This window comes from Agromyces mediolanus (assembly GCF_014648575.1).
GTDB classification, from domain to species: domain Bacteria; phylum Actinomycetota; class Actinomycetes; order Actinomycetales; family Microbacteriaceae; genus Agromyces; species Agromyces mediolanus.
In genome coordinates this window covers 175528-195781 of record NZ_BMRJ01000001.1, presented here as the reverse complement: position 1 = coordinate 195781, position 20254 = coordinate 175528, and the positions used below count along the sequence as shown (strand labels likewise).

Below are 20254 nucleotides of genomic sequence, written 5' to 3'. Positions count from 1 at the left end.
CCGAGCCACCCCGCCGTTCCGCGCGGTGCGCGAGGTGCGTGCTCAGGCGAGGGCGAAGCGCAGCTCCGCCATCGCGGGCGCCGACCAGACGCCGCCGTCGAGCTCGCTGGCCCGAACGGTGACGACCTTGCCGCCCTTCGCGACGACGAGCAGGGCGAGCTGCGGCAGCAGATCGCCCGCCGGGGTGCCGTCGGCCAGCGCCTCGCCGGCCCCGTGGTCGGTGGCGAACTCGATCGCGCCGGACTCCCGGTCGAGGGTGCCGTTGACCGAGGTGGTGAAGTCGAACCAGAAGGTCTCGACGGCGCCGTCGGCCGCCTCCCTCGCGATCGCCGCGAGGTCGCGCTCGACCCGTCCGGCACTGCCCTCGGCGAGCGCGCGGAGCGCCCGCTCGGCTTCGCGCACATTGAGCCGGCCGAGTTCGCGGCGGAGGATCTCGTCGAGCTCGGCCGCGCCGAGCCGGTCGGGCGAGCCGGGCACGGCGACGACGCGGCGCGAGTTCCTGGTGTTCTGCAGGAAGAGGCTGAGCAGCGGCTCGGCCGCGAACACGAACACCGGCACCCGCTCGTCGGGGTCGCGTTCGAGGAGTTCGCGCCGGGCGACCTCGATCACGCGCTTCGTGTACAGGTCGAGGAGGGTCTTGCGGCCCTCGTCGCCGAGCAGGCGGCTGGCGCCGCCGAACTGGCTCGCCGTGCCGCGATTCGAGCCCCGGGGCTTGTCCTCGCCGGGCTCGCGGTTGGTGGCCTCGTCGAGGTTCGCGGTGCCCTGCTGGTCGATCGGCAGCTTCACGGCGCGGTCGGTCGGGGTCGCGTGCCAGAGCGCCCACTCGCTCGCCGAGATGGTGATCGCGAAGGCCTCCTGGTCCTGGCTCGGGGCGCGCAGCAGCTGCCCGAGCGTGAAGTGGGAGCCGACGTGCACGGCGTCGTCGAGGCGGTTCGGCAGCACGAACACCTCGCTCACGTCCGGCGAGACGAACAGCGCGAGCGAGCGGGCGAGGCCGCCCCAGAGCTGCTGGTCGCCGAGGATCCGGTCGCGCTCGGCGCGGATCGCGTCGAGCTCGGCGGTGTCGGCGCCGGCGCCCTTCAGATGCTCGAGCGCCTCGTCGAAGCCGCTCTTGACCGCCACCTCGGCGCGTTCGCGCTCGCTCACCACGGGTGAGGTCGAGGCGTAGATCGTGACCGCCGGGTGATGCGCCCCCGCCAGCACCGAGAAATCCGCGGCCGTGGGCAGTTCGTAGTGGACCGTCATCCGTACCCCCTCGAGGATCGTGAGCGACGGCGATGTCGCTCCCTCCCCACCATAGGAAGGCGCACCGTTCGGCAACACCCCCAGCTGCGGCATCCGGATGGCATGTTCAGGATCGACGCTGGAATAGCGGCCGCCGCTCCCGGCGTTGGCACGAGTGATGACCACGACGCCGAAGCTCTCCGTCCTCGACCTCATTCCCGTCCGCGACGGCCAGACGAGTACGGAGGCGGTGCGCGCCTCGATCGCGCTCGCCCGGCTCGCGGACCGCGCCGGCTACGAGCGGTACTGGTTCGCGGAGCACCACAACATGCCCTCGGTGGCCTCGACGACGCCGCCCGTGCTGATCGCGGCGGCCGCGGCGAGCACCGAGCGCATCCGGGTGGGCTCCGGCGGCGTGATGCTGCCGAACCATGCGCCGCTCGTCGTCGCCGAGCAGTTCGCCGCGCTCGAGGCGCTCGCCCCGGGCCGCATCGACCTCGGCATCGGCCGCGCGCCCGGCAGCGATCCGGTGATCACGCAGCTGCTGCGCATCTCGGGCCCGACGGCCGACGTCGACCGATTCCCCGACCACATCGCGGACATCCTCGCGCTGCTCTCCCCCGACGGCGCGACGCTGCGGCTCACGAGCGGGCGGGAGTACGCGATCCAGGCGACGCCGGCGGCGACCGAGGTGCCGACGCTGTGGCTGCTCGGCTCGAGCGACTACTCGGCGAAGCTCGCGGCCGAGCTCGGGCTGCCGTACGTGTTCGCGAACCACTTCTCGGGCGAGGGGCTGGAGCGGGCGCTCGAGCTGTACCGCAGCGGCTACCGGCCGAGCGAGGCGCACCCGGAGCCCGTGACGTTCCTCACGGCGAACGTGGTCGTCGCGCCGACGGCCGAGGAGGCCGCCGAGCGGGCGCTCCCCCAACTGCGAGCGATGGCGCGGCTCCGGCTGAACCGGCCGATGCGCCCGCTCGAGACCGTCGACCAGGCGCTCGCAGCTCCCCGCGACTCCGACGCCGAGCAGCTCATCGACGCGATGCGGCACCGCTGGATCATCGGCGACGCGGATGCCGCGGCCGCCGAGCTGCGCACGCTCGCCACCCGGCACGGGGTCGAGGAGATCATGGTGTCGCCCGTGGCGGGCGCCCGTGCGGACGAGCCGCGCGACGCCGCCCCCGGCCGGGAGCAGTCGCTCACCCTGCTGGCGGAGGCGCTCGCGGCGTAGCCGGCCGGGGCCTGCCGCTCAGGCGGCGGGGAAGCGCAACTCCACCTCGAGGCCGCCGCCGTCGCGGGCGGCGAGCCCGAGCTCGGCGTCGTGCCGCTCGGCGATCGCCGCGACGATCGAGAGGCCGAGCCCACGGCCCTGCACGCCGCCGGTGGCGACCCGCCCCGGCGCGCGGAAGAACGGCTCGGTGAGGGCCGCGACGGCCTCCGGGGGCACGACGGGGCCGGTGTTCGCGACGCGCAGCCGCGCCGGCGAGGCATCCGCCGGTCCCGTTTCGACGACGACCTCGCCGCCCGGCTCGTTGTGGCGGATCGCGTTCTGCACGAGGTTCAGCGCGAGCTGGCGCAGGAGCGGCGCGGAGGCGACGGCCGTCGCCGGGGCGAGCTCGCTGCGCACGCGGATGCCGGCGGCCTCGGCTTCCGGGGCGAGCTCGGCGAGCACCTCGGACACGAGCCGGTCGAGCCGCACGGGGGCGGTCTCGATGGGGCCGCCGCGTTCGAGCTGCGAGAGGTCGAGCAGCGCCTCGACGGCGGCGATGCTGCGCTCGTTCACGAGCCGGAGGCGTTCGAGCAGCGCCCGCTCCGCGCCGTCGGGGCGGGCGCCGAGCGCGACGTCGAGCATCGTCCGGGTGGTCGCGAGCGGGGTCTGCAGTTCGTGCGAGGCGTTCGCGGCGAAGCGCCGGTGCGCGTGGAAGGCGCTCTGCAGTTCGCCGAGCATGTCGTCGAAGGTGTCGGCGAGGTCGGTGACCTCGTCCCGGGGGCCCGTGAGCGCCAGCCGGTGGTCGAAGCGGCCGCGGGCGGCCCGGCGGGCGGCGACCCCGATGTCGTGCAGCGGCTGCAGCACCCGACCGGCGAGGGCCCAGCCCGCCCAGCTCCCGCCCGCCGCGAGCAGCACGAGCATGCCGGCCGCGACCCAGAGGTAGAGCTGCTGCAGGTCGTCGCGCGACGCGACCACGATGCCGGGCGTCGACGCGGTCGCGGCAAAGCCCGCGTCGTAGCTGACGTCGTCGGCCCACAGCCAGTCGGGCTGCGCCGGCTCGAGCGGTGCCACCTGCATCATCGTGCCGTCGATCAGGGCGACCGAGGCGGAGGAGAAGGCGTAGCTCGGCAGCACGCCGAGCGCGAAGTAGATGAAGCCGAGCAGGAGCGCGCTCGACCCGACGAGGAGCCCCGAGTAGGTGAGCGCGAGCCGCGCCCGGATGGTGAGCCGGAACGGCCGCACCTCAGCCACGGCGATCGGCCTCGACCGGCTCGCCGATCACGTATCCGACGCCGGGCACCGTGCGGATGGCCCAGGGCTCGCCGAGCTTGCGGCGGAGCGTGCTGATCGTGACCTTCACGGAGTTCGTGAAGGGGTTGGCGTGCTCGTCCCACGCCTTCTCCAGCAGGTACTCGGCGCTGCGCACCGTGCCCGGCTCGCGCAGCAGCACCTCGAGCACGGCGAACTCCTTGCGGGACAGCCGCACGACGCGCGGTCCGCGGAACACCTCGTGCCGCACCGGGTCGAGGCGTACGTCGCCGGCGCGCAGCACGGGCGGCCGCGCCTCGAAGCGCCGCCGGGTGAGCGCGCGGAGCCTCGCGACGAGCTCGGGGAACTCGAACGGCTTCAGCAGGTAGTCGTCGGCGCCGAGCGCGAGGCCGTCGACCCGTTCCTCGAGGCGGCGGGCGGCGGTGAGCATGAGGATCGCGGGCCGGTTCGTGCGTCCGGCGAGCTCGGCGCAGACCTCGTCGCCGTGCAGCACGGGCAGGTCCCGGTCGAGCACGACGGCGTCGTAGTCGTTCACCTCGATCGCGGCGAGCGCCGCCTCGCCGTCGCCGGCGAGGTCCGCGGCGATGGCGTGCTGCGCCAGTCCCGCCCGGATCGCTTCGGCGAGCATCGTCTCGTCTTCGGCCACCAGTACGCGCATCGAATCATCCCTCCGGCGACCATCGAAGCAGCCGGGAGGTATGGAAAACGTCAGCGGAGTCCTTGACGCCGCTATGACCGGGCTTCGGATCAGCTGGGTATGCCCGCGATCCGGCGGGCCACGACCGGGAGGACCCCGACATGCCCACCGCACCCACCGCCCTGCGCCTGCTCGGCGCCGCGTCCCTCGTCGGCTTCGCGGCGCTGCTCAGCGCCTGCAGCGCCGCGCCCGGCGGCGGCGCAGCCGAGAACGGCGGCGCACTGGAGAACAGCACGTTCGAGCAGCAGTACGACGACTGGCGCCTGAAGTACGACGCCTGCATGAAGAAGGCCGGCGTCGAGCTGCCGAAGCCGGCCGAGGCCGGGGAGGGCGAAACCATGACGCTCGACGCGGGGACCATCGACTTCGACGCGTTCCAGGCGGCCGACGAGGACTGCCGGGGCGAGGTCGGCGACCCGCCGGTCGACCCGGACGCCCCGACCGCCCAGGAGCTGTACGAGCAGCAGCTCGTCTTCGCGAAGTGCATGCGCGACGCCGGCTACGACTACGCCGACCCCGAGCCGCCGAGCGAGAACGGCATGTCGGCCATGTCGATGAGCGCCGCGACCGACTTCGACGAGGCCGACCTCGACCGCTGCAGCGAGGCCGCCGGATTCGGATCGGGCGAATGAGACGCCGCTGGCTGCTGCCGGTCGCGGGCGTCGCGGCCGCCGCGGTCGTCGCGGCGGGGATCTGGATGCTCCGCCCCGACCCGCAGGCGGAGGCGGACGCCGGCGCGGACGCCCCGGCGCCGGAGTCGGCCGAGGTCACCGTCGGCGACCTCGTCGAGACCGCCCGGGTCACCGGCGAGCTCGGCTACGGCGGCTCGCGCAAGCTCGCCTCGACGCTGCCGGGCACGGTGACCTCGCTGCCGAAAGTCGGCGACGTGATCGGCCGCGGCGGTGTGCTGCTGCGCGTCGACGACACCCCGGTCGTGCTGTTCCAGGGCGCGCTGCCAGCCTGGCGGGCCTTCGGCGAGGGCATGAGCGACGGCGCGGACGTGCGCCAGCTCGAGGAGAACCTCGCCGCCCTCGGCTTCTTCGACCGCGAGCCCGACGAGGAGTTCACCTGGCGCACCGCCTCCGCGATCGAGGACTGGCAGGAGTCGCTCGGGCTCGAGGAGACCGGCTCGATCGAGCTCGGCCGCGTGGTGTTCTCGGACAGCGACGTCCGGGTGCGTGCGCTCGAGGCATCCGTCGGCGGGCCGTCCGGCGGGAGCGCGCTCGAGGTGACCGGCACGGCGCGCGAGGTCGCCCTCGACCTCGACCCGACGCTGTCGAGCACCGCGCCCGTCGGCGGCACGGTGGAGCTCCGGCTCCCGGGCGGGGCGACGACCACGGCGACCGTGCAGTCCGTCGGCTCCCCCGTGCAGCGCGACGACGGCATGGGCGGCAGCGCGATGAAGCTGCCGGTGCGGCTGAGTCTCGACGACCCCGCCGCGGCCGCCGAGTTCGGCGAGGTGAAGGTGACCGCGACGTTCAGCCACGTCCTCGCGAGCGAGGTGATGCTGGTGCCCGTGACCGCGCTGCTCGCAGTGCCGGGCGGGGGCTCCGCGGTCGACGTCGTCACCGCGAAGGGGCTGAAGCGCGTCGAGGTGGAGCTCGGCTCCTTCGCGAGCGGCATGGTCGAGGTGGTCTCGGGCGAGCTCGAGGCCGGCGACCGGGTGGCGGTGAGCGCATGAGCGCCCCGGTCCTGGAACTCGTCGGCGCGAGCCGGGAGTACGGTTCGCCGCCGACCCTCGCGCTCGACCGGGTCGACCTCGTCATCCGCCGCGGCGAGCTCGCCGCGATCGTCGGGCCGAGCGGCTCGGGCAAGTCGACGCTGCTGAACCTGATGGGCACGCTGGACCGCCCGACCGCGGGGACCGTGCGGGTGGACGGCATCGACGTCGGCGAGCTGGGGGATGCCGCGTTGAGCGCGCTGCGGGCGCGCACGATCGGCTTCGTGTTCCAGCAGTTCCACCTCGCCGACGGGGTGACCGCGCTCGAGAACGTCGCGACGGGGCTGCTGTACTCCGGAGTGCGCGCGAGCGTCCGCCGGGAGCGCGCCGCCGAGGCGCTCGACCGCGTGGGCCTCTCGCATCGCGCCCGGCATCTGCCGCGGCAGCTGTCCGGCGGCGAGCGCCAGCGCGTCGCGATCGCCCGCGCGATCGTCGGCGACCCGGCGGTGCTGCTCGCCGACGAGCCGACGGGCAGCCTCGACAGCCGCTCCGGTGCGACGGTCGTCGGCATCCTGCGCGAGCTGCACGCGGCCGGCACGACCGTGGTCGTGATCACGCACGACCGGGAGCTCGCCGCCGGGCTGCCGCGTCGCATCGGCATCCGCGACGGCCGGCTCGACGAGGCCTCCATCGGCGCTCGCGCGGACTCCGCGGATCGCACGGACTCCGCGGATCGCACGGACTCGGGGGCGGCGGCGTGAGCGCGCCCAGGTCCCGGCTCCGCACCGCCGACCTCGTCGCGCTCGGCGCGCACGGCGTGCGCGCGCACCCGCTGCGGGCGGCGCTCTCGGCGCTCGGCATCGCGATCGGCATCGCGGCGATGGTCGCCGTCGTCGGGCTCTCGGCGTCGAGCCGCGCGCTCGTGCAGCAGCAGCTCGCCGCGCTCGGCACGAACCTGCTCACGGTCACCGCGGGCGACGACCTGTTCGGCAAGGCGAGCGAGCTGCCCGCGGAGGCCACCGGGCGGATCCTCCGCCTCGACGGGGTGGAGTCCGCCGCGTGGACGGCGACGCTCGACAAGGTGCACGTCTACCGCAGCGCGCTGATCCCGCGCGGCGAGACCGGGGGCCTGTCGGTGGCGGCGGCGGACGCCGCGCTCCTGGAGGCCACGGGCAGCTCGCTCGCGCACGGGCGCTGGCTCGCCGAGGTGCCCGCCTCGCTCGACACCGTGGTGCTGGGCGCGAAAGCGGCGGAGCGGCTCGGGGTGCACAGCGCGGGCACGCAGCTCTGGCTCGGCGGGCGGGAGTTCACCGTCGTCGGCATCCTCGATCCGTCGCCGCTCACGCCGGAGCTCGACACCGCCGCACTCGTGACCGGGGAGCGCGCGGCGGCGCTGTTCGGATTCACGGGCGCGCCGACGACCATCTACGAGCGTTCGGCCGAGGACGCCGTCGCCGAGGTGCGCGCGCTCCTCCCCGCGACCGCGAACCCGGAGGCGCCCGAGGAGGTGAAGGTGAGCCGCCCGTCCGACGCGCTCGCCGCGAAGCAGCTCATCGACCAGGCCTTCACCGGCCTGCTCATCGGCGTCGGGTCGATCGCGCTGCTCGTCGGCGGCATCGGCGTCGCGAACACGATGGTCATCACGGTGCTGGAGCGGCGCCGGGAGATCGGGCTGCGCCGCGCGCTGGGCGCGACGCGGGGGCACATCCGCGCGCAGTTCCTCGTGGAGGCCATGCTGCTCGCGGCGCTCGGCGGCGTGCTCGGCGTCGGCCTCGGCTGGCTGGTGACGGCGGTCGTCGCCCGCTCGAACGGATGGCTCGTCGCGATGCCGCTGGAGGTGCCACTCGCCGGGGTCGTCGTGACCGTCGCGGTCGGGGCGCTCGCGGGCGTGCTGCCGGCGCTCAGAGCGGCGCGCACCTCGCCGACGGCCGCGCTCGGCCACTAGGCCTCGGGTCCGGCCCCCGCGCCGGCCCGACCTGCGCCGGCCCGGCCCCGCCGGCTCCGTGGGAGGTGATTGTCGTCAGGGGAGGACGATTTCGGAGGAAGCATCCTCCCCCGCGGTCGATCTCCTCCCGCGCGGGGGAAGGAAGGGGACAGAAGGGGGAAGGAAGGGGAGAAACAGGGGGATGGGAGTCCGGCCCGGCCAGGGGGTGGCCGGGCCGGACGGGCCGGCTCAGGCCGCGAGGCCGAGCCGGCGCAGATCGTCGCTCGAGGGCCGGTACTCGGTCCCCTCGGCGACGGACGTGTCACGGGGGACGCGGGCGCCGTTGTGCACCTTCGCGTCCGGGCCCACCGTCGCGTACGGGCCGACGACCGCGCTGCGGCCGACGACGGCTCCGTGCCCGATGCGGGCGTTCACTCCGATGACCGCGCGCTCGGCGACGATCGCATCGGCCTCGACCCAGCCGCCGTGCTCGATCGAGGCGCCGCGCTGCACGACGGCCCCCGGATCGACGTAGGCGGTCGGATCGACGTAGGCCGTCGGGTCGACCTTCGCGGTGGTCGCGACCAGGCCGCGTCCGTTCGCGTGCTTGCGGTAGCGGCGCAGAACCCCGTGCTCGTCTTCGAATTCGACGTAGCTGATGCCCACGTTCCGCCTCCTTCACTGCCAGGACGGACTCTCCGCCCCGAACATAGACACAACACCGGTAGGCGGCGGGGTATTCCCGGCCTGACCGGGCTCTCGGCATCCGCCCGGCCCACGAGGTTAGGCTTGCCTCATGCCCGACGCCCCGCTGCTGCAGCTCGAGGGCGTCCGCATCCGGCACGAGGGCGCCGAGCGCGCGACGCCCGACGGCGTCGACCTCGTGGTGCGGCCCGGCGAGGTGGTGCTGCTGCTCGGCCCCTCGGGGTGCGGCAAGTCGACGCTCGCGCTCGCCCTGAACGGGCTCGTGCCGCACTCGGTGCCGGCCGAGCTCGACGGCCGGGTGCTCGTCGGCGGCCTCGACACCCGGGAGCACCGCGTGGGCGAGCTGTCCGAGCGGGTCGCGATGGTCTTCCAGGACCCGGACGCCCAGGTCGTCACGAACACCCTGCTCGACGAGGTCTGCTTCGGCCCCGAGAACCTGCGCCTGCCGGTCGACGAGGTGCTCGAGCGCGCCGAGCGGGCGCTGAAGCTCGTCGGTCTCTGGGAGCGGCGCGCCGACGATCCGGCGCGGCTCTCCGGCGGCGGGCGGCAGCGGCTCGCGATCGCGGCGGCCCTCGCGATGGGCTCCCCCGTGCTGGTGCTCGACGAGCCCACGGCGAACCTCGACCCCGCGGGCATCGACGAGGTGTACGCGGTGCTGCGCGAGCTCGCCTCCGACCGCGACCACGCGATCGTGCTCGTCGAGCACAACCTCGACGCCGCCGCCGACCTCGTCGACCGGGTCGTCGTGCTCGACGCCGACGGCCGGCTGGTCGCCGACGGCCCCACCCGCGAGGTGCTCACCGGCCGTGCCGAGGAGCTCGCCGCGCTGGGCGTGTGGCTGCCGGTCTCCACGCTCGCCGCGCTGCGCCTGCGCGAGGCCGGCGTCGCGATCGAGCCGCTGCCGATCACCCCGGCCGAGCTCGGCGCCGCCCTCGACGCCGCGCCGACGCTGCCGGCGCCGCGCGACCCGGCGCCGGCGCCCGCGGCAGCCGGAGCGCCGGCCGTTCCGCCCGTGGTCACGGCCGGCGGCGTCTCGGTGCGCCGGGGCGGGCGGCGCGGCGCGCTCGTCGTGCACGAGGTCGAGCTCGAGGTGCCCGCGGGCGACTTCCTCGCCGTCGTCGGCGTGAACGGCGCCGGCAAGTCGAGCCTGCTGCAGGCGCTCGCCGGGGTGCTCGCGCCCGCGGCGGGGCGCATCGAGGCGGCCGGCATCGATCCGGCGACGGCGGATGCCGCGAGCCGCAGCCGCGCGATCGGCTACGTCTTCCAGAACCCCGAGCACCAGTTCGTCGCCGGGACCGTCGCGGGCGAACTGGAGCAGGCGCTCGAGCTCCAGGGCGTGCCCGCCTCGGAGCGGGCGGCGTCGGTCGCGTCGATGCTCGAGCGGTTCGGCCTCGCCGAGGCCGCGACGAGGCATCCGTTCCTGCTCTCCGGCGGGCAGAAGCGCCGCCTCTCCGTCGGCACCGCCCTCATCGCCGGTGCGCCGCTACTCGTGCTCGACGAGCCGACCTTCGGCCAGGACCGCGAGCGGGCGGGCGAGCTCGTCGCGCTGCTGCGCGAGCTGAACGACGCCGGCACGACCGTGATCGCCGCGACCCACGACCTGCAGCTCGTGGCCGACCACGCGAGCCGCGTCGCCGTCATGGCGGAGGGGCGGCTGCTCGGCGTCGGGCCGACCGCCGAGGTGCTCGCCGGTCCTCTGATCGAGCAGGCCGGCCTCCGGCATCCGCCGCTCGCCCGCGCCACCCGCGGGCTCGCGAACCACCCGGAGTGGCGCGCCGTCACCCGCTGGGCGCAGCTCCCCGCCCCGGGCGGCCGCGCATGAGCGCGCTCGGCGAGACGACGGTCGCGCGCGGCGGCCCGCTGCGCTCGCTCAACGCGCTCGCGAAGCTCGCGGGCCCGGTGCCCGTCATGATCGCGCTCGTCCTCACCCGCGGCGTGCCGCTGCCGCTCGCCTTCGCGGTGTTCGCGGCGCTCGTGCTGCTCGTCGGGGCGCGGCTCGGCCTGCGCTGGATCCTCGTGATCCTGCTCGGCGTGCCGGCGTTCGCGGCGGTGCTGGGTGTGAGCTTCGGCATCTGGGTCGATCCGGCCACGCTGCCGGCGGATGCGGCCGGCTCCGAGCTCGTGCTCGCCCAGCTCGGCGAGTGGCGCTTCACCGGGGCGATGTACCTCGTCGGGCTCGCGACGGCGCTGCGGATCGCCGCGATCATCCTGCTCGCGTTCGTCTCCGGGCTCACGACGACGGGCGCCGAGCTCGTGCGGGCGCTCGTGCAGCAGCTGCGGGTGCCGTACCGGCTCGGCTACACGGCGCTCGCGGCGATGCGCTTCGTGCCGCGCTTCGGCCACGAGCTCGAGGTGATCCGCGCGGCCCGCCGGGTGCGCGGGGTCGATCGCGGGCGCGGGCCGATCGCCTGGCTGCGCGGCACCGTCGGCCTCGCCGTCCCGCTGCTCGCGAGCGCCATCCGGCACGCCGAGCGCGTCGCCCTCGCGATGGACGCCCGCGCCTTCGGCGCCCACGACTCGCGCACCGAGCGCACGATCAGCCGCTGGCGCCGCCGCGACACGGTGTTCGTGCTGGGCTTCTGGCTCGTCTCGGCGCTCCTCTGGTGGGCGGTCGAGACGGCGGTGGCCTGAACCGCTGACACGACTGAGGCCCGGGCGACGCGCCCGGGCCTCAGCCGTCGAAACTCAGCGGCGCGGGATCAGCCCGCCGAGGCGGTGTCGACGATCTCGACGACGAAGACGAGGGTGCGGCCGGCGAGCTCGTTCGAGTCGCTCGGCTCCGCGCCGTAGCCGAGGGCAGGCGGGATCGTCACGATGAGCTTCGTGCCGACCTTCTGCCCGACGAGCGCCGCGCCGAAGCCCGGGATCACGCCCGAGGTGGAGAACGTCGCCGGCTCGCCGCGCGAGTAGCTGTCGTCGAAGACCTGGCCGTCGTCCCAGGTGAGACCCGCGTACTGCACGGTCACCTGGTCGCCGTCGGCCACCGTCTTGCCGTCGCCGGGCTCGAGCACCTTCAGCTCGAGCTCGGTCGAGGCATCCGTCTTCGGGATGACGACCGTCGGCGTCTTGTCGCCGTTGAAGGTGACCTCGGGCACGTTCGTGGTCCACTCGGCCGGGGTCGGCAGCGGCTCGGGGGTCGGCTCGACGTACTCCTCGACGACGTCGGCGACGATCACGACGGTGTCGTCCGCGGCGACGCCGAGCGACTCGTTGCCGGTCTCGCCGTAGAGCGAGGCGGCGGGCGCCACGGTGACGGTGCGGGTACCGTACGGCTGGCAGTCGATGGCCGAGCGGAACGCCTCGAGCAGGCTCGTGTCGCCCATCGCGAGCGGCACCTCCTGCGAGACGATCTGCTCGCCGCTCGTGCCGTTGAACATGGTGAGCATGACGTTCGCGCTCACGCCCGACTCGGTCTTGTCGCCGTCGCCCTTGATCGCGACGCTGGTCTGCAGCTCCTCGGCGGCGAGCGGGGTGGTGAACTCCGCGGTCGGCGTGGCGCCGAAGTCGCCCGAAACCTTCACGGCGTCGCTCTCGGCGCCCGGCTTCGCTTCGAAGCAGGCGGCCGCGGTGGCGGCGGGATCGCTCGACGAGGCCGGGGCGTCGGCGCTGCCGGCGCATCCGGCGAGCACGAGGGCGGAGGCGGCGGCGAGCGCGATGGGCGCGGTGCGGCGCAGGGCGCGGTTCATGAGGTCTCGATTCGTGATGCGGGATCGGAGCGCGGCCTCCAGGCGGTGCGGGCCTGCGGGCGCTGTCGCCCAGTCTGCCGCATGCGCCTTTCGATTCGCTGAGACGGACGCGCTCCCGGGGCGGGGCATTGCGCCTGAGGCCCCGATGGGGGCCAGAATAGTCGGATGGGGGACGAGCAGCAGCAACCCGACGCCGTCCGGCGCTTCGTCAGGCACGCCGACGCCGTCCTCGCGATCGATGACGAGCTCTGGCAGCCGATCTCGCTGTCCGCGATCGCGCGCAGTGCGCCGCAGTTCGGCGAGACCGTGCTCGACGCCTGCTGCGGCACCGGCGCCTCCGCCGTGCCGACCGCCGAGCTCGTCGGCCCCGAGGGGGTCGTCGACGCGGTCGACGCCGCCGCTCCGATGATCGAGCTCGCGCGCGCCCGCGCCGAAGCTGCGGGCGGGCTGCCGCGGCTGCGGCTGCACGTCGGCGATGTGCGGGAGTGGGAGCCGGCCGGCTACGACCTCGTGCAGTGCGTGCTCGGGGTGTTCTTCTTCGACGAGCTCGACGACGGCACGCGCGCCCTGATCGAGCGGGCGCGCCCGGGCGGGCGGGTCGCGATCACGGTGTGGCAGCACGGCGCCTTCCACTCGTTCCGGCAAGCGCTCGCGGATGCCGTCGCGGAGGTCGGCGGCGGCTCGCCCGACGCGCCGCAGGAGGCGGACCGCACGCCCGGCACGACCGGCGCGGTGGCGGGTTGGCTGCACGAGCTCGGGCTGGAGCGGGTGCGCGCCGACGCGGTGCCGCGTCATCTCGCCCTCGACGACGACCTCGCCTGGCGGCTCGTGCTCGGCACGGGGCGGCGGAACCTCCTCGACGGTCTCGGCAAGAAGGCCAGGCGCCGGGTGCGCGAGCGCTTCACCGCGCTGCTCGCGGAGCGCGGCATCGACCGGGTGGATGCCTCGACGATCACGGCCGTGGGGGTCCGCCCGGCCTGACTGGTGGCATACCTACCTCTAGGTATGGCATGCTCGGGGCATGACCGCCGAAGCACGACGCATCCTCATCGAGGCCGCGCAGGAGCTGTACGCGGCGAACGGCGTCGCCGCGACGACCCCGCGCGAGGTGCTCGCCCGCAGCGGCGTCGGGCAGGGCAGCCTGTACCACCACTTCCCGTCGAAGCGGGATCTCGCCGCCGCCGCCGTCGCGCAGACCGTCGACGACACGCTCGGCTCGGCCGCCGCGACGCTCGACGGCGCCGACGAGCCCGAGCGGCGCATCGCCGACTACCTCGAACGGCCGCGCGCGGCGACCGCCGGCTGCCGCGTCGGCCGGCTCACGGCGGACCCCGTCGTCATGGGCGACGAGACGCTGCGGGGCGAGGTGTCCCGCTACTTCGCGGAGCTCATCGAGCTCGTCGCGCGGGCGTTCACGGAGCAGGGGCTCGACGCCGCCGCGGCCCGCGACCGGGCGACCACGGCGGTCGCGGTCATCCAGGGCGGCTACGTGCTGTCCCGCGCGCTCGGCGACGACGCAGCGATGCGCGCCGCCGTGCGCGGGCTCCTCGAGCTGCTGGAGCCCGCACCGACCGGGCCCGACGAAAGGAGCAGGCATGAGTGACTACGAGGTGCTCGAGATCGGCGCGCTCGAGGCGTGGCGGTCGCATTACGGCGGCTTCGACGCCGCACGATCCCGCGACGGGCGCCGCATCGTCGACCACGAACTGGCCATGCAATACCTGGGCCTCTCGGCGAACGCGCTCGAACCTGGCGAGGAGGCGGGCTACTGGCACACCCACGCCCGCATCGAGGAGCTCTACGTGTTCCTCGCCGGCACCGGCCAGATGGGACTCGACGACGACGTCGTCGACGTCGGCCCCGGCAGCGTCGTCCGCGTCGGCCAGGACGTGTGGCGCACCTGGCGGGCGCACCCCGACAGCGAGGGCGAGCTGCGCTGGCTCTGCATCCGCGGCGGCGGCGAACCGCTCCCCCGCACCCCCGACGACGGACGGCGCGACCCCGACCGCCCCTCGCCGTGGTGAGTCGGGCGGTGCTCGGTAGCATGCGGGAGTGACCGCGATCCGAATTGGGCGAGGCCGGCTGAGGCTGCTGGTCGCGCTGGTCATCACCGCAGCGCTGCTGGCGGTTCTCGGACAGCTCACTGCCCAGTACTCCCTGTGGCACGAGAATCAGGGCTGCTTCCCGGTTGCTGCGGATCCGGCTGTGGGCGTTCAGGTCGGTGAGCAGGCTCCCGTTCAGACGGACGTCTGGATTCCGGTGGGCGTCTCCTGCGAATGGGAGCTTCCGACAGGATCAGTCGTCGCTCACCGAGTGTTCCCGGTGCCGAACACGCTGTTCGTGCTCGCCCTCGCCAGCCTTGCGGCAGCGGTGCTGGTGGGTGCGCTGTCGGGCAGAAGGCCCACCACCACACCGCCTGCGGACGAGATCGGCGATCGCCCTGGTGAGCCGGGCGGTGCTCGGTAGCATGCGGGAGTGACCGCGATCCGACTCGGCCTGCCCGTTCCCGCCGACGCCCCGCACGCCGCGCTGAGCGCGAGCCGGCTGCTCGGTCCGGAGCTGCTCGTCACGTCGTGGGTCGAGGGGCGGGCGACGGTCCGCTTCGGTGTGCTCGATCTCCGCGACGGCTCGTGGCGGATCGGTCGAGGGCTTCGGGGCCTCCTCCGCGACGCGCTGCTGCTGCCGAGCCCGCGGCACGCACTGCTGCTCGGCGACAGGGGCCTCGTCGAGGTGGAGCTCGACACGCTGCGGGTGACCCGCACGCTGACGGCGGGCCTCGGCCGGGACCACGCCTGGCTCGCGCCGGTCGACGACGACACCGTCACCGTCGGCTCGGCGGGCCGCGCGATGGAGACGCTCGTCTCGCTCGCTCGCTTCGCCGTCGTCGGGCGACGGAAGCGCAGCGGGATGCCGGTTCCCGACGCCCGGGAGCGGGGCGCCGGGCTCGCCCGAGTGCTGGACCACGGCGACGGGCTCACCGTCGGCGCGAGCGAGGAGCGGGCCACCGCGCCGCAGCGACTCCTGCTGCTGCGCGACGGCGAGCAGACGGCGCGGCCGCTCGCGGACCTGCCGCAGGGGCTCGTCGACGCGCTGCTCGTCGCCGACGGCGTGCTGGCCTCGGCATCCGACCTCGGCGCGGCGCGCTCGCTCACCGCCGTCCCCGGACTTCGCGCGACGCCGCCCGGCCTGCTGCCGCTCGCGGAGCTCGCCGCCGCGGCGAGCGCCTCGGCCGAGGCGCTGCTGCGGCCGGCCCGCGGCCGCCCGGCGCCGCGCACGGTGCACCGCGACCGCCGGCTCGAACCGGGCGAGTCGATCGAGGGGATCGTCGCCGAGCGCGTGACGCTCGAGGGCTGGCGCGTCTCCCGCGCCGAACGGAAGCAGAAGCGGCCGGGCCTTCGCGGCATCCGGGTCCGTGACCTCGACGTCCGGGCGTCGACGCTCGACGGGATGGTGCTGGAGGATGTCACCATCGACGGCCTGCGCCTCGACGACTCCGGCTTCCTCTTCGGCTGCGAGTTCCGCCGCGTGACCCTGGCCGGCCGAGTCAGGGGACTCGTCCTGAACCCGACGCTCCAGGACCCGGACGAGACGGTGACGGCCCGCTACGCCGGGTGGCATCGCGAACGCCTCGACGACGCCGAGTGGATGCTCGACCTCACCCGCGCGACGGGCGACATCACGATCCGCGGCTACCCCTCCCGCTTCATCCGGCGCAATCCCGAACTGCACGCGGTCGTCACCGCGGCGGCCGTCTCGGACGGCGCGTGGCGCGAGATCGACCACGGGCGGTCCGCGCTGCGGGTGCCGCTGCTGGAGCTCGCCCGCTCGGGCTGGGAGGACGTCACCCTCGTCGCGGACCCGCACGGCCGGCGCGCCGAGGACGACCTGCGCTACCTCGACGCGCTGCGCACGGCGGGGATCGCCGAACCCGACTAGACCGGTTCGTCCCCCGTCGCGACGGGCCGAGCCGGGTCGTTCGACCACTGGCTCCAGGAGCCCGGGTAGAGCGCGGCGGCGACGCCGGCGAGCGCGAGCGCCGCGACGCCGTGCGAGGCGGTGACCCCGGAGCCGCAGTACACCGCGACGGGCCGCTCGCCGTCGGCGCCGAGCGCGGCGAAGCGCTCGCGGAGCGCTTCGGGCGGCAGGAACCGCCCGTCGGCGTCGAGGTTGCCGGCGCTCGGCGCGGAGCGCGCGCCGGGGATGTGGCCCGCAGCCGGGTCGATCGGCTCGACCTCGCCCCGGTACCGTTCGGCGGCGCGCGCGTCGAGGAGCACCCCGTGCTCGGGGAGGGCGGCCGCGGCATCCGCGTCGATGACCGGCATCGCCCCGAAGTGCGCCGTCGCGTCGCCCGGCTCAGGCTCGACGTCGCCGGTCTCGAGCGTTCCGCCCGCGGCGCGCCACGCGGCGAGGCCGCCGTCGAGCATGCGGACGTCGGCGACGCCGGCATGCCGCAGCAGCCACCAGGCGCGGGCGGCGGACTGGTTGCCGAGCTCGTCCATGACGACCACGGCGTCGCCCTCGCGCAGGCCCCAGCGGCGCATGGCCGCGGTGAAGGCGGCCTCGTCGGGGAGCGGATGCCGCCCGGCGGCGGGCGAGGGCGGGGCGGTCAGCTCGGTCTCGAGGTCGACGTAGACCGCGCCCGGCACGTGGCCGGCTCGGTAAGCGGGGCGGCCGTCGGGGGCGGCGAGGCTCCAGCGCACGTCCAGCACGACGGGGCGGGATGCCTCGTCGGCGAGCCGTTCGGCGAGCTCCTCGGCGGTGATGAGGATCGACATGCCTCCAGCTTGCCCGGTCAGTCGGCCTTGCGGGGGCGGCGCTGCACCTCGGGCACCACGAGCTCGGGCATGGCGCGCTTCATGAACGCGTCGAAGTCGGGCGCGGTGAACGCCGCGTAGCCGTGCTCGGGCGTGTAGAGCAGCCCGAGGTCGATGAGCTCGGCGCGCGTCGGGCCGACCTGGGTCGACTCGCGGTGCATGACCCGGGCGACGTCGCCCGCCTTCTGCGGCTCGGGCCCGAGCTCGGCCATCGCCCGGAGGTAGGCGGTCTGCAGCGGCGTCGCCCGGTCGAGCCGCACCCGGAAGAAGGCGCCGTCGAGCTTCGCCTCGTACGCCTCCCGGGCGAGCGCGACGTCGGCGCGGCGCACCTGCGGCGCCTCGGCGACGCTCCAGACCTGCGCGCCGAGCTCCTGCAGGAAGCAGGGGTAGCCGTGGGTCAGCTCGAGGGCGAGATCGAGGGCGTCCTCGTCGAACTCGACGCCCTCGAGGCGGGCGGGCTCGGCGAGCGCCCGGCGGGCGTCGTCGCCGCCGAGCGCGCCGAGGTGCGAGAAGCTGAACAGCCGCTCGGCGTACGCTTTGACGTCGCCGGCGAGCTCGACGGTCTGCGGCAGACCGGCGCCGACGAAGGCGACCGGCAGCTTGCGCTGCACCGTCTTGTGCACCGCCTGGATGAGGGCTTCGAGCTGCGTGCGGGCGAGGAACTGCACCTCGTCGACGAGCAGCACGATGCCGTGCCCCTGCTCGTCGGCGGCCTCGCCGAAGGCCAGCAGCACGTCGGTGAGGTCCATGCCGAGGTCGCCGTGGTCGCCGGCGCCCTCGGCGGGCGTCACGTCCCAGGAGAGCCCGAACGCGCCGTGCTTCACGACGGGCAGAGCGAAGGCGCTCAGCACCTCGGCGGCGCGCCGGCCGCACGCCGTCCAGCGTGCGCGCGGCGAGAGGCGGAGCAGCGTGGACTTCAGCTGGGAGAACATCAGCTGACGGAAGCGGGTCTCGTCGTGGCGGCTGGCCTCGAACTCGACGACCTCCCAGTGCGCCGCGCGGGCGAGTTCGCCGAAGCGGCCGAGCAGGACGGTCTTGCCGACGCCGCGGAGCCCCGTGATGATCATCGACTGCTCGGTGCGATGCCGTTCGAGCCGCTGGAGGAGCACCCGGAACGCCTCGAGTTGCTCGTCGCGGCCGACCATGACCTCGGGCGCCGCCCCCGCATTCGGAGTGTACGGATTGCTGACGCTGTCCATGGAGGCATCTTAGTGAGTTTGGGCCGGTTTATCCAGAATGAATAAAACTGGATAAACCTCGGAGCCATCAGGTACGCTGGAGCCCGGACGATTGCGACGTGAGGAGGGTGAATGCTCTTCAGCCTCGTCGTGTTCGGCGCCCTCTCCCTGCTGACGCCCCTGTTGACGAGGCTGATCGGCCGGCGGGTCTTCCTCGTCATCGCCCTGCTCCCCGCCGCCGTGTTCGGCTGGCTGCTCACCCTGCTCCCCGAGATCGTCGCCGGGGGCGTCGTCACCGAGCGGGTCGAGTGGATCCAGGCGCTCGACGTCTCCCTGGCCTTCCGCCTCGACGGGCTCGCCCTGCTGCTCTCGCTCGTCGTCACCGGCGTCGGCGCGCTCGTGCTGGCGTACTGCACCTGGTACTTCCGCGACGACGAGCCCGCGCTCGGTCGCTTCGCCGCCCTGCTCCTCGCCTTCGCCGGCGTCATGCTCGGCCTCGTCACCTCCGACGACGTCTACGTGATGTTCATGTTCTGGGAGGCGACGAGCGTCCTCTCCTACCTGCTCATCGGCCACTACACCGGCCGCCGCGAGAGCCGCGGTGCCGCGCTGCAGGCGCTCACCGTGACGACCTTCGGCGGACTCGCCATGCTCGTCGGCCTCGTGCTGCTGACCGTCGAGGGCGGCACCACCTCGATCGCCGAGCTCGTCGCGAACCCGGTCACCGGGGTCGCCGGCGAGTGGGGCATCGCCCTCGTCCTCATCGGGGCCATCTCGAAGAGCGCGCTCGTGCCGTTCAACTTCTGGCTGCCCGCGGCGATGGCCGCGCCCACCCCGGTCTCGGCCTACCTGCACGCCGCGGCGATGGTGAAGGCCGGCGTCTACCTCGTCGCCCGCCTCGCGCCCGGCTACGCAGACCTCGAGGTGTGGCATCCGATCGTCATCGCCCTCGGCGGCCTCACCATGCTCGTCGGCGGCTGGCGCGCGCTGCGGCAGTACGACCTCAAGCTGCTGCTCGCGCACGGGACCGTGAGCCAGCTCGGCTTCCTCGTGCTCGTCACCGGCTTCGGCACCCGCGACGCGGCCCTCGCCGGCGTCGCGCTGCTCACCGCGCACGCGCTGTTCAAGTCGGCGCTGTTCCTCGTCGTCGGCATCGTCGATCACGCGGCCGGCACCCGCGACTGGCGCAAGCTCTCCGGGCTCGGCCGGCGGATGCCGGTGGTCGCGACGATCGGCTTCGTCGCCGCAGCCTCGATGGCCGGGGTGCCGCCGCTGCTCGGCTTCGTCGCGAAGGAGGGCGTGTTCACCTCGCTGCTCGAGGCGGGCACCGCGACCGCCGACGGCGGCCCCGCGGCCGGCTGGGGCTGGCTCGCCCTCGTGCTCGCCTTCCTCGGCTCGGTGCTCACCGTCGCCTACAGCGTGCGCTTCGTCTGGGGCGCGTTCTGGACCCGGCCGAACTGCGCACCGACGCCGCTGCACCGCGAGCCCGCGATGGTCGCGGCGAGCCCCGCGGTGCTCGCCGCCGCGAGCCTCGTCGCCGCCTTCACGATCACGCTCATCGAGCCGCTCTACACGAGCTACGCCGACGAGCTCCCCGGCCCGGAGGAGTACCACCTCGCGCTCTGGCACGGTCTCGAGCCGGCGCTCTGGCTCTCGCTCGCCGTCTTCGCGCTCGGCGCGCTCCTCGTCTGGGGCCGGGCCAAGGTCGCCCGCATGCAGGCCTCGCTGCCCCCGCTCATCGACTCCGGCCGCGGCTACCTGGGCGTCGTCTCGGCGATCGACCGATTCGCGGCCGCCGTCACGACCGCCATCCAGTACCGGGGCCTGCCCGGCTACCTCGGCATGATCGTGCTCGTGTTCATCGGCGGGCTCGGCGTCTCGGCGCTCGTC

At 74.5% G+C, this 20254-nt stretch carries 20 protein-coding genes; 13 read left to right on the top strand and 7 right to left on the bottom strand.

Annotated elements, in window-relative coordinates:
- Positions 1-42: 42 nt before the first annotated feature.
- Entirely contained in the window at positions 43-1245 is a 1203-nt protein-coding gene (locus tag IEY71_RS00890; RefSeq protein WP_189083438.1) for a hypothetical protein, read from the bottom strand.
- A gap of 157 nt (positions 1246-1402) precedes the next feature.
- Between IEY71_RS00890 and IEY71_RS00885 the strand changes: the two genes are divergently transcribed.
- Entirely contained in the window at positions 1403-2452 is a 1050-nt protein-coding gene (locus tag IEY71_RS00885) for an LLM class flavin-dependent oxidoreductase (protein ID WP_189083437.1), read from the top strand.
- Between the two features lie 18 nt (positions 2453-2470).
- Here IEY71_RS00885 and IEY71_RS00880 read toward each other — a convergent pair whose 3' ends face one another.
- Positions 2471-3682: a sensor histidine kinase gene (locus tag IEY71_RS00880; RefSeq protein WP_189083436.1), complete on the bottom strand. Its 1212-nt coding sequence runs from the start codon at positions 3680-3682 to the stop codon at positions 2471-2473.
- A complete protein-coding gene (locus tag IEY71_RS00875; RefSeq protein ID WP_189083435.1) occupies positions 3675-4358 on the bottom strand; it encodes a response regulator transcription factor in 684 nt (227 codons plus the stop codon). Before IEY71_RS00875 ends, IEY71_RS00880 begins: the two co-directional genes overlap by 8 nt.
- A 140-nt stretch (positions 4359-4498) precedes the next feature.
- On the opposite strand from IEY71_RS00875, the gene IEY71_RS00870 reads away from it, so the two are divergent.
- The 4 genes from IEY71_RS00870 to IEY71_RS00855 are packed head-to-tail and all read left to right on the top strand — an operon-like array spanning position 4499 to position 8002.
- Positions 4499-5029, top strand: coding sequence for a hypothetical protein (locus IEY71_RS00870; RefSeq protein WP_189083434.1), 531 nt, complete (start codon positions 4499-4501; stop codon positions 5027-5029).
- A complete protein-coding gene (locus IEY71_RS00865; RefSeq protein ID WP_189083433.1) occupies positions 5026-6078 on the top strand; it encodes a peptidoglycan-binding protein in 1053 nt (350 codons plus the stop codon). Before IEY71_RS00870 ends, IEY71_RS00865 begins: the two co-directional genes overlap by 4 nt.
- The gene (locus tag IEY71_RS00860; RefSeq protein WP_189083432.1) at positions 6075-6818 is read left to right on the top strand and encodes an ABC transporter ATP-binding protein; all 744 of its coding nucleotides are present in this window, start codon (positions 6075-6077) and stop codon (positions 6816-6818) included. Before IEY71_RS00865 ends, IEY71_RS00860 begins: the two co-directional genes overlap by 4 nt.
- On the top strand, positions 6815-8002 hold the full coding sequence (locus IEY71_RS00855; RefSeq protein ID WP_189083431.1) for an ABC transporter permease: 1188 nt from the start codon (positions 6815-6817) through the stop codon (positions 8000-8002). The genes IEY71_RS00860 and IEY71_RS00855 overlap by 4 nt, the downstream gene beginning before the upstream one ends.
- A gap of 228 nt (positions 8003-8230) precedes the next feature.
- On the opposite strand, the gene IEY71_RS00850 is transcribed toward IEY71_RS00855, so the two are convergent.
- Positions 8231-8647, bottom strand: coding sequence for a transferase (locus tag IEY71_RS00850; RefSeq protein ID WP_189083430.1), 417 nt, complete (start codon positions 8645-8647; stop codon positions 8231-8233).
- 130 nt (positions 8648-8777) lie between these two features.
- Between IEY71_RS00850 and IEY71_RS00845 the strand changes: the two genes are divergently transcribed.
- A complete protein-coding gene (locus IEY71_RS00845; RefSeq protein ID WP_189083429.1) occupies positions 8778-10508 on the top strand; it encodes an ABC transporter ATP-binding protein in 1731 nt (576 codons plus the stop codon).
- Positions 10505-11317 carry an energy-coupling factor transporter transmembrane component T family protein gene (locus tag IEY71_RS00840; RefSeq protein WP_189083428.1) on the top strand — a complete coding sequence of 271 codons (813 nt, stop codon included), beginning with the start codon at positions 10505-10507 and terminating at the stop codon, positions 11315-11317. The genes IEY71_RS00845 and IEY71_RS00840 overlap by 4 nt, the downstream gene beginning before the upstream one ends.
- A gap of 68 nt (positions 11318-11385) precedes the next feature.
- Here IEY71_RS00840 and IEY71_RS00835 read toward each other — a convergent pair whose 3' ends face one another.
- Positions 11386-12372 carry an FKBP-type peptidyl-prolyl cis-trans isomerase gene (locus IEY71_RS00835; RefSeq protein WP_189083427.1) on the bottom strand — a complete coding sequence of 329 codons (987 nt, stop codon included), beginning with the start codon at positions 12370-12372 and terminating at the stop codon, positions 11386-11388.
- A 165-nt stretch (positions 12373-12537) separates the two neighbouring features.
- On the opposite strand from IEY71_RS00835, the gene IEY71_RS00830 reads away from it, so the two are divergent.
- Genes IEY71_RS00830 through IEY71_RS00810 form a run of 5 tightly spaced genes read left to right on the top strand, consistent with a single transcriptional unit; the run spans position 12538 to position 16308 of the window.
- Positions 12538-13353, top strand: coding sequence for a class I SAM-dependent methyltransferase (locus IEY71_RS00830; RefSeq protein WP_189083426.1), 816 nt, complete (start codon positions 12538-12540; stop codon positions 13351-13353).
- Positions 13354-13393: 40 nt separating this feature from the next.
- Positions 13394-13975 carry a TetR/AcrR family transcriptional regulator gene (locus IEY71_RS00825; protein WP_189083425.1) on the top strand — a complete coding sequence of 194 codons (582 nt, stop codon included), beginning with the start codon at positions 13394-13396 and terminating at the stop codon, positions 13973-13975.
- Entirely contained in the window at positions 13968-14396 is a 429-nt protein-coding gene (locus IEY71_RS00820) for a cupin domain-containing protein (RefSeq protein WP_189083424.1), read from the top strand. The genes IEY71_RS00825 and IEY71_RS00820 overlap by 8 nt, the downstream gene beginning before the upstream one ends.
- Positions 14397-14424: 28 nt before the next feature.
- A complete protein-coding gene (locus IEY71_RS00815) occupies positions 14425-14838 on the top strand; it encodes a hypothetical protein (protein WP_189083423.1) in 414 nt (137 codons plus the stop codon).
- Between the two features lie 9 nt (positions 14839-14847).
- On the top strand, positions 14848-16308 hold the full coding sequence (locus IEY71_RS00810) for a hypothetical protein (RefSeq protein WP_189083422.1): 1461 nt from the start codon (positions 14848-14850) through the stop codon (positions 16306-16308).
- Here IEY71_RS00810 and IEY71_RS00805 read toward each other — a convergent pair.
- Both IEY71_RS00805 and IEY71_RS00800 read right to left on the bottom strand, forming a co-directional pair.
- Entirely contained in the window at positions 16305-17147 is an 843-nt protein-coding gene (locus IEY71_RS00805) for a sulfurtransferase (protein WP_189083421.1), read from the bottom strand. The genes IEY71_RS00810 and IEY71_RS00805 overlap by 4 nt on opposite strands.
- A gap of 17 nt (positions 17148-17164) precedes the next feature.
- The gene (locus IEY71_RS00800) at positions 17165-18385 is read right to left on the bottom strand and encodes an ATP-binding protein (protein WP_189083420.1); all 1221 of its coding nucleotides are present in this window, start codon (positions 18383-18385) and stop codon (positions 17165-17167) included.
- A 111-nt stretch (positions 18386-18496) separates the two neighbouring features.
- On the opposite strand from IEY71_RS00800, the gene IEY71_RS00795 reads away from it, so the two are divergent.
- On the top strand, positions 18497-20254 hold a 1758-nt coding region (locus tag IEY71_RS00795), incomplete at its 3' end, for a proton-conducting transporter transmembrane domain-containing protein (protein ID WP_268243549.1).

Bases quoted from the DNA above. Each gene is read 5' to 3' on its own strand.
- IEY71_RS00890 (WP_189083438.1), bottom strand. From the start codon at position 1,245: ATGACGGTCCACTACGAACTGCCCACGGCCGCGGATTTCTCGGTGCTG.
- IEY71_RS00885 (WP_189083437.1), top strand. From the start codon at position 1,403: ATGACCACGACGCCGAAGCTCTCCGTCCTCGACCTCATTCCCGTCCGC.
- IEY71_RS00875 (WP_189083435.1), bottom strand. From the start codon at position 4,358: ATGCGCGTACTGGTGGCCGAAGACGAGACGATGCTCGCCGAAGCGATC.
- IEY71_RS00870 (WP_189083434.1), top strand. From the start codon at position 4,499: ATGCCCACCGCACCCACCGCCCTGCGCCTGCTCGGCGCCGCGTCCCTC.
- IEY71_RS00865 (WP_189083433.1), top strand. From the start codon at position 5,026: ATGAGACGCCGCTGGCTGCTGCCGGTCGCGGGCGTCGCGGCCGCCGCG.
- IEY71_RS00860 (WP_189083432.1), top strand. From the start codon at position 6,075: ATGAGCGCCCCGGTCCTGGAACTCGTCGGCGCGAGCCGGGAGTACGGT.
- IEY71_RS00845 (WP_189083429.1), top strand. From the start codon at position 8,778: ATGCCCGACGCCCCGCTGCTGCAGCTCGAGGGCGTCCGCATCCGGCAC.
- IEY71_RS00840 (WP_189083428.1), top strand. From the start codon at position 10,505: ATGAGCGCGCTCGGCGAGACGACGGTCGCGCGCGGCGGCCCGCTGCGC.
- IEY71_RS00835 (WP_189083427.1), bottom strand. From the start codon at position 12,372: ATGAACCGCGCCCTGCGCCGCACCGCGCCCATCGCGCTCGCCGCCGCC.
- IEY71_RS00830 (WP_189083426.1), top strand. From the start codon at position 12,538: ATGGGGGACGAGCAGCAGCAACCCGACGCCGTCCGGCGCTTCGTCAGG.
- IEY71_RS00825 (WP_189083425.1), top strand. From the start codon at position 13,394: ATGACCGCCGAAGCACGACGCATCCTCATCGAGGCCGCGCAGGAGCTG.
- IEY71_RS00820 (WP_189083424.1), top strand. From the start codon at position 13,968: ATGAGTGACTACGAGGTGCTCGAGATCGGCGCGCTCGAGGCGTGGCGG.
- IEY71_RS00805 (WP_189083421.1), bottom strand. From the start codon at position 17,147: ATGTCGATCCTCATCACCGCCGAGGAGCTCGCCGAACGGCTCGCCGAC.
- IEY71_RS00800 (WP_189083420.1), bottom strand. From the start codon at position 18,385: ATGGACAGCGTCAGCAATCCGTACACTCCGAATGCGGGGGCGGCGCCC.